This is a genomic window from Siphonobacter sp. BAB-5385 (genome assembly GCF_002261125.1).
Lineage (GTDB): Bacteria > Bacteroidota > Bacteroidia > Cytophagales > Spirosomataceae > Siphonobacter.
Window position 1 is genome coordinate 1 of sequence record NZ_NMPS01000214.1, and the last position, 12,121, is coordinate 12,121.

Consider the following 12,121-nt stretch of genomic DNA (forward strand, 5'->3'; position numbering starts at 1 on the left):
CAACTATCAACTATCAACTATCAACTATCAACTCCCTTTGGCTTAGTCGTAGCATTAACCAGATATACCCCAATCAGAATAATCCCCATGCCAATGAAATGCTGAAACTGTACCTGTTCGTGGTCAAGTACACCCCAGGCCACAGCAATGATGGGAATCAGGTAGGTAACGGAACTGACAAATACCGGTCCGGTCATCTGTAACAACTGATTATAGAAAATCATGGCAATGCCCGAGCCGACCAGACCCAGCGTTACCGCCGCGGCAAACGACCAACCTGCTCCTTCCATACTAAAGCGGGCCACAAAATCGGTTTGCAGCAGAAAGGCCATGGCAATCGGAGCGATGGTAACGAAGGTGAGTCCCGTCAGGATGAAGGGTTTCACGCCCGAAAGATGGGTTTTTAACAAGTGCGGGTTGATACCGTACAGGATCGTGGCCAATATAACCAGCAGCGAGTACGAGTTAAACGAAAGACTTCCCTGGGTACCACTGAGTGTAATGAGAATACAGCCCATCAGCCCTAAAGCCAGACCAATCAATTGCCGTTTGTTGATTTTCTGCCTGAAAAAGAGTACGCCAATAATCAGTACAAACAGCGGCGTAAAGGCATTCAGGATGCCGACCAGTGAGCTGTTCATGTGCATGACCGCGTAGGAAAACAGGTAGGCTGGTAAAAAGCTGCCGACCATCCCGCAAACAAATCCCCAGAACCACTGACGAAGCGTGGGTAAGTTGTTGATCTGCGAAAGCAGAATGGGTACAAAAAAAGCTCCGGCCGCCAGCAGACGGAACGAAGCAATCTGTACGCCGGAAAACGTATGCAGGGCCTGTTTCATCAAAATGAAGGAACTGCCCCAGGTAAGAGCAAGTCCCATCAGGATGATCCAGGCCATGGCTGGAGTAGATTTCTGATTCATACATGGGGGAAGAAAGGGATGGTTGTCAGTTGCTGGTTCTTAGTGATTGGCTTCTTATACATCCAACCCTAACCAACCTGGCACAAACGCCAACCAGAAAAGCAGCGGTTGCTAGTTATTCGTTGATGGTTATTTCTAAAGCCAACCCTGACAACCACCAACGAATAACTAACAACATAAAAGACAAACAACTAATAACTAGCCTCCAGGATATACGTGGCACTGATTTCCTGAAGAATTTCTTCGACTTCCGCAAATGTATCAGCCTGTACCAGTCGGTTCCGGAAGGATTTGGCTCCATCCATGCCTTTGAAATAACTGGCGTAGTGCCGACGCATTTCCAGAACACCCAGCTTTTCACCTTTCCAGCGAATGGAAAACTCCAGATGCTGCCGGCATACGGCCACACGGTCCGCAATGGTTGGGGGCGTTAGGAACTTACCTGTCTTCAGGAAATGTTTGATTTCATTGAAAATCCAGGGATAACCAATGCTGGCCCGACCAATCATGATACCGTCAACGCCGTAGCGATTCCGGTACTCCAAAGCCTTTTCGGGCGTAGTAATATCGCCGTTCCCAAAAATTGGAATTCGGATGCGGGAATTTTCTTTGATTCTGCCAATCAGTGTCCAATCCGCTTCTCCCTTGTACATTTGCACGCGGGTACGTCCGTGGACCGTTAGGGCCTGAATACCGATGTCCTGCAAGCGTTCGGCTACATCTTCGATATTCTTGGTGGAGTCGTCCCAGCCCAGACGAGTTTTTACCGTCACGGGTAAGTGCGTGGCTTTAACCACGGCTTCGGTCATGGCGACCATTTTAGGAATGTCCTGCAACAAGGCAGCACCGGCACCCCGGCAAGCCACCTGTTTCACTGGACAGCCATAATTGATGTCGATCAGATCGGGCGAAACGGCTGTAGCGATTTTCGTACATTCCGCCATTGTTTCGATGTCCGAACCGAAGAGCTGAATACCGATGGGGCGTTCGTACTCAAAAATGTCCAGTTTCTGCCGACTCTTGACGGCGTCACGAATCAGGCCTTCACTGGATACGAATTCCGTATACATCAGGTCCGCTCCACCGGCCTTACAAACCGCCCGAAAGGGAGGATCACTGACGTCTTCCATGGGAGCCAGCAACAGCGGAAAATCACCTAGTTCAATATCTTTAATCTTAACCATTCGACTGTGACGAAGTAAACGTTGGGGAATATCTATTTGAGAGCAGTGGTACGATTGTGTCTGGACCAGGGATGATGATCAGCCTTACCGCCGAACCTGCCTTACCTTTACAACCAACCACTCTAAAAAACCTGTTTAGTAAACGATTCAATTCAGTACGAATCACTGAAGCATACAAAATTACATCGAAATGATCGAAACGCCTGATCTTCCCACCCGACGATTTTCTCCCTTTGCGAGTTTGCTAATCCTTTTCGGCCTGATGGTCGTTTTAGGCAGTATCGCCCAGATAGCCATTGTTTATCCCCTGGTCAAATTCCTGACGGGGGCAGACTTTGCTGCCGGGGCTGCCGATTTTATCGCTCATCCGCAGGACTACCCCCACAGCTGGCTGGCCACGATGCTGATGCAGGCCATCACGTCGGTGTTCAGTTTTATCCTTACGGCGTATCTGTTTTGGTACCTGACTGAAAAACGCAACATCGTTTTCGTGGAAAAAGGTTCGACCGATCCGCTGATCTGGGCCATGATCGTGGTACTCGTCATTGGATATATTCCCTTGAACAGTCTGATTTTTGAATGGAACCAGCTTTTGCCTTTGCCGCAGTGGATGGTAGATAGCGAAAAACAACTGGAAACCCTGACAAAATTCCTGACGCAGTTTCCCAGTTTCGGCCATTTTATGCTCGGCCTACTGGTCATTGGCCTGATCCCGGCCCTGGGTGAAGAATTACTGTTTCGGGCCACGCTGCAACGGTTGTTCGAACGCTGGTGGGGAAGCCCACACGTAGCAGTATGGTTATCGGCGGCTATTTTCAGTGCGTATCACGTGCAGTTTATGGGCTTTTTCCCCCGCATGATTCTGGGAGCCTTATTTGGTTACCTGTACGTCTGGACGCGAAACCTCTGGGTACCCATTTTCGCTCACTTTGTCAATAACGGTTTTGTCGTCGTGATGATTTACCTGCGGCATCGGCAGATCACCGAGCTGGACGTGGAAAGCAACGAAGCCATGCCCTTGCCGTACGCCTTGGTGTCGGCCGCACTGACGATCGGGGTACTGCGGCTGATCTATCAACGCAGTCAGGGGGCGATACCTCAGTCGTAATTTATTCAAACAAATTGCGTTCAAAACCGGGAAGCCCTGAAAGCTGTAGTATTTTTGCCAGAATAGAGAAACACAACGGTCGCCGTCATTAATAGGAGCGTTGGCTGATTTCTGCGTAACCCTAACCAAAACAACTTTCAAAAATCAGCGTTAACAACCGTTATAAACCAACGAATCGTGGAAGGCTGGGTTAAGATATACGAGTCCTATATGCCCTGGCGAGTGGAACTCGTCAAAGGTTGGCTATTGGATGAATACCAAATTGAGGGGGTCGTACTGAGCAAACAGGATCGCTCGTATTTGTTTGGACACTGCGAGTTGCACGTTCCGGTTAAAGACGCGGCTTTTGCCGAATTTATCATTCAACATGAGGAAAAGAATACAGACCAGGCTGAGTAGTTATTCAAATTTAGGACAACGGGTCATTGCGGCGGTCATTGGAGCGGCTTTGATGATTTTTTGTCTGTACTGGAGCGAGTGGACCTACCTGGTTTTGTTTGCAACCATTGGCGGTTTGAGTCAGCTGGAATTTTACCGGCTCGTAGGTCTCGATGACATTACTCCGCTCAAGTACTACGGAACCGGCGTCGGGGTCTTCATGAATATCCTGACCTTTCTGATCGAAAAACATTACCTGGATTTTGAGCTGTACTTTCTACTTTCTCCGCTCTTTACGCTCATCTTCTTCATCAAGCTGTATAAGAAAAACGAGGCAAAGCCCTTTACCAATATTGCGTATACCTTTCTGGGTATCATCTACGTAGCCCTGCCTTTTGCTTTGATTACCGTGATTGCTCTGCTAGGGGGGGTGTACAGTTACGAGCGGGTACTGGGATGTCTGTTTTTACTCTGGGCCAGTGATTCAGGAGCGTATTTCGCCGGGACCAAATTCGGCCGTACCAAGCTTTTTGAACGCGTATCACCCAAAAAATCCTGGGAGGGTAGTCTGGGGGGAGCGATTACGGCCATGCTGGTCGCGTTCATCCTTTCACAAACCTATACCGATCTTAACCCCTGGCAGTGGTACTGGATTGCGGGCGTAATCGTGGTGGCGGGTACTTACGGCGATTTGGTCGAATCCCTGTTTAAGCGAAGCATTCAGATTAAAGATTCGGGTTCGGTCATTCCCGGTCACGGGGGCTTTCTGGATCGGTTCGACGGTCTGTTACTGTCCGCTCCGTTTATTGTAACGTTTTTGAAAGTGTTTGAATAGGTAGCACACGGGTAAAACCACGGGTGCAGGTTTCCAAACCTGTACCCATAATACGGCAAGTGCTACCTGCCTTCATTGCGTAAGTAATGCCCCTGATACGGCAGTTGGAAACTGCCTCATGCCAGGTACAGGTTTGGAAACCTACACCAGTTCCTGCCTCTTCAACCAGACACCTTAACCCCGGAGGGGTTCAATATGAGTAGCTCCGTATGCAATGCGGGGTATTTTTTTGCTCGCGAGCCGTAAAAATTCTCCGACCCTTCAAAACACCTGGGCCTGCTGCGAGTTCTTGAAGAAAGCACCCTTGCCATGTACATTACTCTTTGCGTCATGACTTACCCGCCGAAGCATCGCTGGTGGGCCATTCAGCAGATGGGACTCATGCCCCGCAAACTACGGCAATTGCCCGAGCTCACGTTCTTCAAATGGATGGGTACCGGGCAGGGGAAAGTCTTCAGTCTCAAACCCGACTTTTCGCGGTATACCTTTCTGGCCGTCTGGCAATCGGAAAGCCAGGCCAAGGACTTTTTTACTACTGCTTCTTCCTGGCAGGAGGTGCAGCAGCGGGCATCCACCGTTCGCACATTTGCTCTGGAAACCATTCGTAGTCATGGAGCCTGGGATGGTTCGAACCCTTTTCAGACGGATAGTCCCGCCGAGGAGGGTACCGGACCGATTGCGGTAATTACCCGGGCTACGCTTAAATTAAGGGCCTTGCCCGCTTTCTGGCGAAACTCATACCGGGCCGCTGCCCGACTGGAACAGGCTTCCGGCCTGATCTATTCCATTGGCATGGGCGAAGTGCCGTACTTCCAGCAGGCGACTTTCAGCGTATGGGAAAGCCTGGACGCTATGAAGGCCTTCGCGTACCGTACCGCTGATCACAAAGAAGCCATGCGGCAAAAAGAACAGCAGCAGTGGTACGGCGAGGAATTATTCGCTCGTTTCGTCCCCGTACCGTTCGAACCCGGATTTTAAAACTTCGGCCCTTGAATTATCGGTTTTATCTACGTATTTCCCCGCTAGTCCTAAAAAACAAAAGGGAGTGCGGTGGTTCGGACTATATTCGGAAACGGCATGGCCCTGGACAGATCTTCGAGCAAACGACCGCCAGCTAGTTCTTATGAACGATAAAGAAAAAACATACTGGATATTCCAACTCATTGGATGGCCTTTGTGGCTCTCCAACGATCTGCTTACGTATTCGCTGGAATTCAAGGATACCGAAAATTGGGTGCTCGTACTTAACTACGTCATCAATATTATTCTTAGTATTTTTCTGACGCACCAGTACCGTCGTTACGTCAAAAAACACCACCGCGACGTACTGGATGCTCCCAAAGCCTTACCCCAGGTGCTGTGTACGGCCTTTCTGTTTGCCTGTATCATGACGGCCCTGAACATTCCATTCGATGTGTTTACGACCGATCTGGAATCGCCGAGTGGTCATTTTCTGAGCTTTCTCTTTTTCTGGGGAAAACCCATGCTGATCTGGCTGATTCTGTATCATGTCTTCAAATACCTGGAAAGTACGCGGGAAATTGCCGTAGAAAAGGTCAAACTGGAGTCACTGGCGAAGGAGACCGAAGCTAAGGTACTGCGGGCTCAGCTCAATCCGCACTTCATGTTCAATGCCCTCAATAGCATTCGGGCGTTGATTCTGGAAGACCCCGACCGGGCTCAGAAAGGCATTACACAATTGTCGAATATCCTGCGGAGTAGTCTGCTGGCCGACCGTCGTCAGACCGTTACGCTGGGCGAAGAAATGCGTACCGTAGACGATTATCTGGCTCTGGAAAAGATTCGGTACGAAGAACGACTCGAAGTACGCCGGAATGTTTACCCCGAAACCATCAATTGTCTGGTACCACCCATGATGCTGCAGACGCTGGTTGAAAATGCCATCAAACATGGGGTTTCCAAACCCATCAAGGGCGGCTTTGTAAGTATCGAAACGCGGTTACAACAGAATAGACTGGACATTCGGATTTCAAATACGGGCATTTTGCAGGATACCGAATCGGGCGGATTTGGGTTGAAAAATACGGAACGCCGCCTGAAACTTCTCTTTGGCGAAGAAGCAGAATTCAAGATCTACCAGTCGGCTAAAGATGTGGTTTGTGCGGAGATCATGATTCCTATGGAAAATCCCAAGCCGAAAGAAGCACCCGTCGTGGTGAACGTCTAATAGTAAACTCCTTACAACATATAACTACCCAGCGGCTACTCGCCGCTACTAGCTCCCTGTACTCAACCGAAATCGAATATGAAAGCACTCATTGTCGACGATGAACGATTGGCTCGTAATGAACTCAAACGCTTACTGGAAAATTTCCCCAAAGTTCATATTGCGGGCGAAGCCGCCAATGCCGATGAGGCCATTCAGCTGATTGATGAACTCAAGCCGGACCTGCTGTTTCTGGATATCCAGATGCCGGGTAAAAATGGCTTTGAATTGTTGCAAAGTCTGGAAGGCGATGTCCCCGAAGTGATCTTTACGACCGCTTACGACGAATACGCCATCAAGGCTTTTGAACAGAACGCTCTGGATTACCTGATGAAACCCGTGGAGCTGTCGCGTCTGACGGAAGCCATTCAACGGGCGGAAGAAGAAATCCACCATCACGAAATGGATGAAAAAGGCCGGGTGGATGGTACGATCAAAGCCCTGTCGGAAAACGATCAGATTTTTATCAAGGATGGTGAAAAGTGCTGGTTTGTGAAACTGGGTAAGGTGCGTTTGTTTGAAAGTATGGGCAACTACGTTCGCCTGCACTTCGACGACCAAAAGCCGCTGGTACTGAAATCCCTGAATGCTCTGGAGGACCGTCTGGACAGCAAGATTTACTTCCGGGCTAATCGCAAGCACATCATCAATCTTAATTACATCGATAAGATCGAACCCTGGTTCTCGGGCGGGCTGCTGGCTACTTTACGCAGCCCCGGCGACAAGCCCGAAAAGATCGAAATTTCCCGCCGTCAGGCATTCGATTCAAAGAATTACTAAGTTTATAAGCCAGAAGCCAGTTTCGACTGGCTTTTGATTTTTCTCACCTATTGTCATGGCTGGTGAAGAGCCAGTTTATTTTTGCCTGAACAGGGTTATGAATATCCTTACCTCCACGTACGGCTCCTATCAGTCGTACATTTTGAAAAACCCGATTACCGGTGATGAAGTACACATTTTGCCCGAGCTCGGTGGAATCATTCGTCAGTTGACGCTTACCAAGGAAGGCGAATCGTTTACGGTTATTGATACGCCCGCCGACGCGGAAGCCTTTGGGGCAAATCCTAAATATGCGAGTGCCTTTCTGTTTCCCTGGCCCAGTCGAATCAAAGACGGACACTATACCTACCGGGGCGAATCCTATCAGTTACCGATCAACGAACCCGAAAAGCAGGCGGCCATCCACGGAATTGTCCATCACGAAAATTTTGAAGTCGTCGAAGAATGGACCTCCGTTTCGGCAGCGGGGATTCGCCTGCGGTACGAACACGACGGCAGTTACGAGGGTTACCCCTTTCCATTCCGGTTTGAAATCCGCTACGAGCTGCTGAGTACGGGAAAACTGGACATTATGCCGCAGGCCGTGAATACGGGTGGTGAAACCATGCCCGTCGCTCTGGGCTGGCATCCGTACTTTCAGCTACCCGGCGGTACAGTGGATGACTGGACGATCTATTTCCCGGCGGCCCGGCAAATCCACCTGGATGATGCATTCATGATGCCCGCTGGTAGCGAACCCTTTGATGCCACGGAAGGCTATAAACTGAAAAACCGCTCGCTGGATGCCATCTATGAGCTCAACGAAGCCGGTTACCTAACGCAGCTGGTATCCGCCAAACAAGGCGTGACGCTAAACCTGGAATACACGAGAGGGGAGGGGAAAGTAAATTACCAAGTGGTCTATACCTTCCCGGATCGGCAACGCGTAGCGATGGAACCGCTGACGGCGAATGTGAATGCTTTCAATAATGGCGAAGGTCTGTACGAACTACAGCCCGAAGAAACGTACCAGATGAATTACCAGGTGTATTTGAGTTAGGGAGAGAGGGGATGGGTTTGAGATTTGAAGGAGGTTTAACGTTTGAAAATGTTTGAGGTTTGATCAGGTATAAGGTTTGACAAGTTTCGATAGTCAAACTTCAAACACATCTTACACTTGAAACTAACTCAAACTTCAAACGCCTATCAAACGTTAAACCCACCTCAAACCCAATTCAAACAAAAAAAGACCCCGGCTGAAACCAGCCGGGGTCTTTTTGGTACTACCTTTCTTCAAGGATTAATTGAAGATGTAACGCAGGCCAATTTGTGCCTGCCATACATTGTCAAGGGTCACCGATTTTACGAAAGAATCTTTCAGCAGAATCGTTTGGCCGTTGATGTTTTGCGTGCCAAATCGATAGCTAGGGACACCTTCAGCATTCGTAGACGCATAAGCTAATGGGTTAGCCGAAGTAGAGACGTATCCCACACCCCATTTGTTATTCAACAGGTTACCTACGTTGAGAATATCCGCCCGTAACTGGATCGTATTACGCTTTTGTTTTGCTCCCGTTAGAATGTAAAATTCCTGAATAACCGTAAAGTCAAAACGAGTCAGCCAGGGGAATTGGCCACCGTTACGTTCGGCGTAATTGCCTCGACGCGTTTTTAGGTATTTGTTGTTGTTAATATACGCTTCAAAGGCAGCTTGTTGCTCCGCAGCCGTGTAGACCCGAGCATTGGTACCCGTGCCAACGGTAAGCGGAACAAAACTGATTTGTGAAGCATCGGTTGGAACGTAAATCAACTCGTTGTTTCGCTGACCGTCACCATTTAAGTCACCGCTGTACGTGTAGGAAATTTTGCTTCCGCTAGCAGAAGTCATACCTAACGTGAACGTAGTGGAGCCACCCAAAGCACCTCCGTAATTGATTCGGTAGTTCGCATAACCAATGATTCGGTGACGCAAATCGTTATCGGCGTAAGATACACCCAGGTAGTTCTGACCGTTTATGGCAGGAATATTAGCCTGAACGGTACTGCCAACCGATTGTAAATCCCTTGCTTGGCCGTAGGTATAGGCCAGCATACCGCCGAAACCTTTAGAAACAGGCTTTTCTAACTTAGCCGTCAGCGTATAGGCCTCACCTTTGTTCGTATTTTTAATGACGAATGTGCTGGTTACAGGAGCGTTAACGAAACGAGCAGACGGGTATCGATCCCGGGTGTCTGGGCCAGCGAAATTACGATCGGGCGTCTTTAAGTTGGCATCAATGTACCGAAGGCCCTGAAGAGTTTTGTTATAGATGACTTCCAAGGTTCCGATCAGACCCCAGGGTAAACGTTGATCTACGGCCAGGTTCGTTTTCCAGACCAGTGGGTACTTCAGATTGGGATCCGTAGCATTTACCGTATACGGGCTCAATTTTCTGATGTCCGTTTCCGCTGGAATAAATCGGCTTGGGTCTAGTGTGAAAGGAATGTTGTTCGGATTATTATCCGTGCGTTCCCGGGTAATCAATACCGTATTGATTCCATTGTTACCCAATTGATTAGAGACCAATACTTCCGGAATACGGGAAACGAAGAAGCCACTACCGCCGCGTACCTGAGTCATCTTATCTCCTTTTACATCCCAGTTAAAACCAATGCGGGGAGAAATCAACAGACGAGGTTTAGGAAATACGCCCGTGTTAACCGTATAAGGGTTATTGTTTTCATCGTGGAATTTACCCGCTAAATCTTCCGTCAAAACCGGGTTGTAGAAATTTCGGGCCGTCGCTTTATCGTAAGCAAAAATGTCCGCTCGTACGCCGGCCGTCAGCTTGAAATTAGCATTTACCTGAAACTCATCCTGCACATAAGCACTATACGTAGCTCTCTTCAACGTTTGCAAAGGCTCGGCTCCTCCGGGTAATAACGAGTAGCGATAATTGAATTTGTTAACGCTTACGGGCGAGGTTGTTGCATTAGGATTAGCCAGGTAAGCTAAAGCCGCCGTTTTGAAGTCGTCAATTGAGTTATACACGTATACGCCGTTGGAAGCGGGGAAGAATACGTTGTTAGATGTAAAGTGCTCGTAGGCTAAACCGAAGGTTAACGTATGCTTACCCGCAAAGTAGCTGAAGTTATTCGTAATATTTAGCGTTGAATAGTTCAGTTTGTTGTTGGGGGTAAACGGATCAAAACCTACGGATGTGTAGGTAGAGTTATCTTTCAGAATATCAATGGTTGGGAAAAGGCCAGTTCTGTACGTACGATCTTCAATTTGCTTATTGTACGTAGCCGTTAAACGGTTCGCAAACTGCCCATTGAACGTAGAGCTTAACTCCGCTGCAACCGAACGCGTGTTATCCGCAATTTTGTAGCCTGTATTCTGGGCAGAAAGAGCTAAACCACCGTTGTAAGCACCCGTTGCGTAACCCGTACGGTTTTCGGCACCTGCCGTACCACTACTGTAGCTATTGCTGATCGCTTGTTCCGATTGTGAATCGTGCTGTGAGTAACGGACCGATAATTTATGGTTATCGTTGATGTTGTAATCCAGGCGAAGCAGCCCTTTGGTACTTTTAATTTGGTTATTGAAGTTATCAATCGCACCCAGATCAAAGTTGAAGTTAGTGGCCATGAATTGCTTCAAGTCTTCTAAATCGGCTGCTGTGGTACGGGATACGTTACCCGTAGCACCCGGACGATTGGCTACCCAATCCAGGGCGGGAACACTGCTAGTGTAGCGTTCCATATTGGCGAAGAAGAACAGTTTGTTTTTAATGATCGGGCCACCAATCCGGAAACCAAACGTATTGTTGTTGATCGTTACTGGGGGTAATTCGCGGCCATCGGCTTTCTTACCGGCCATATCCGAGTTACGGAACAGATAGTACACCGAACCCGAAACTTCATTGGTACCCGAACGCGTCACGGCGTTAATACTAGCACCAGAGAAGCCCGTCTGACGAACGTCGAAAGGAGCTACGTTCAATTGTACCTGATCCAGAGCGTCGAGTGAAACGGCCGTAGTACCCGTACGTCCACCGGCTGAAGCTGAAGAACCTAAACCAAAGCCATTGTTGAATACGGAACCGTCAATAGTAATGTTGTTGAAACGGGCATCCTGACCGCCGAAGGATTGACCATTACCATAGGCATTGTACTTGGTAATGTCATTGATCGTACGACCCAGGGTAGGGATAGTATTGATCGTTTCGCGACCGTAGGAAGCTGCCGCTCCGGTGCGGTTTGAACTGAACACGCCATTCTGATTACCGGTTACGACTACTTCAGAAAGCTGAGAAGAAGCATCCGATAATTGGAAGTTTACGTCAGCGGAAGTTCCCAGGCTGGTGTAAATGTCCGTTTTGGCCTGTTCCTGAAAGCCAACGAAAGTAGCAGTAATGCGGAAAGGCCCACCTACGCGGACACCAATCAACGTATAACGGCCCGACGCGTTCGTGGTGGTTCCGTAGCGGCTACCCGAAGGTTCGTGAATCGCTACCACCGTAGCACCGGGTAGTGCTTCACCTTTGTTGTCAACCACGACTCCGGTGACAGTTGACGACGTCACCTGAGCCTGAACCTGATTAAACCCACACAGAGTAGCTAAAAAAAGTCCTAAACACGCGAGTGTCTTTCTGGATTTTTTTAAAAATGTTTTCACAAGAGTTTGATTTGGAATTAAGGAGTTAATTGGGGATATGCTGATGAAGT

The 12,121-nt window shown here is 48.7% G+C and carries 9 protein-coding genes and 1 pseudogene; 7 read left to right on the forward strand and 3 right to left on the reverse strand.

Features of this window, described 5'->3' with window-relative positions:
• Window positions 1–20 precede the first annotated feature (20 nt).
• Window positions 21–920, reverse strand: coding sequence for a DMT family transporter (locus tag BWI93_RS22090; protein ID WP_094815302.1), 900 nt, complete (start codon window positions 918–920; stop codon window positions 21–23).
• A 191-nt stretch (window positions 921–1,111) separates the two neighbouring features.
• A complete protein-coding gene (gene dusB, locus BWI93_RS22095; protein WP_094815304.1) occupies window positions 1,112–2,104 on the reverse strand; it encodes a tRNA dihydrouridine synthase DusB in 993 nt (330 codons plus the stop codon).
• Window positions 2,105–2,294: 190 nt separating this feature from the next.
• Between dusB and BWI93_RS22100 the strand changes: the two genes are divergently transcribed.
• The 7 genes and pseudogenes from BWI93_RS22100 to BWI93_RS22130 all read left to right on the forward strand — a co-directional run bounded on the left by BWI93_RS22100 (window position 2,295) and on the right by BWI93_RS22130 (window position 8,471).
• Window positions 2,295–3,212 (forward strand): CPBP family intramembrane glutamic endopeptidase, encoded by a 918-nt coding sequence (locus BWI93_RS22100; RefSeq protein ID WP_094815306.1) that lies wholly within the window; start codon window positions 2,295–2,297, stop codon window positions 3,210–3,212.
• A 177-nt stretch (window positions 3,213–3,389) separates the two neighbouring features.
• Window positions 3,390–3,611 (forward strand): hypothetical protein, encoded by a 222-nt coding sequence (locus tag BWI93_RS22105; RefSeq protein ID WP_094815308.1) that lies wholly within the window; start codon window positions 3,390–3,392, stop codon window positions 3,609–3,611.
• The gene (locus BWI93_RS22110) at window positions 3,580–4,425 is read left to right on the forward strand and encodes a phosphatidate cytidylyltransferase (RefSeq protein ID WP_094815310.1); all 846 of its coding nucleotides are present in this window, start codon (window positions 3,580–3,582) and stop codon (window positions 4,423–4,425) included. Before BWI93_RS22105 ends, BWI93_RS22110 begins: the two co-directional genes overlap by 32 nt.
• A gap of 309 nt (window positions 4,426–4,734) precedes the next feature.
• The gene (locus BWI93_RS22115) at window positions 4,735–5,403 is read left to right on the forward strand and encodes a DUF3291 domain-containing protein (protein WP_094815312.1); all 669 of its coding nucleotides are present in this window, start codon (window positions 4,735–4,737) and stop codon (window positions 5,401–5,403) included.
• A 145-nt stretch (window positions 5,404–5,548) separates the two neighbouring features.
• Window positions 5,549–6,613: a sensor histidine kinase gene (locus tag BWI93_RS22120; RefSeq protein ID WP_094815314.1), complete on the forward strand. Its 1,065-nt coding sequence runs from the start codon at window positions 5,549–5,551 to the stop codon at window positions 6,611–6,613.
• Window positions 6,614–6,691: 78 nt separating this feature from the next.
• Window positions 6,692–7,440: pseudogene (locus tag BWI93_RS22125) on the forward strand (LytR/AlgR family response regulator transcription factor).
• Between the two features lie 89 nt (window positions 7,441–7,529).
• A complete protein-coding gene (locus BWI93_RS22130) occupies window positions 7,530–8,471 on the forward strand; it encodes an aldose 1-epimerase (RefSeq protein WP_176454298.1) in 942 nt (313 codons plus the stop codon).
• A 240-nt stretch (window positions 8,472–8,711) separates the two neighbouring features.
• Here the strand turns inward: BWI93_RS22130 and BWI93_RS22135 are convergent, their stop codons facing one another.
• Window positions 8,712–12,008, reverse strand: a complete 3,297-nt coding sequence (locus tag BWI93_RS22135; protein WP_255158013.1) for a TonB-dependent receptor — start codon at window positions 12,006–12,008, stop codon at window positions 8,712–8,714.
• Between the last annotated feature and the right edge of the window lie 113 nt (window positions 12,009–12,121).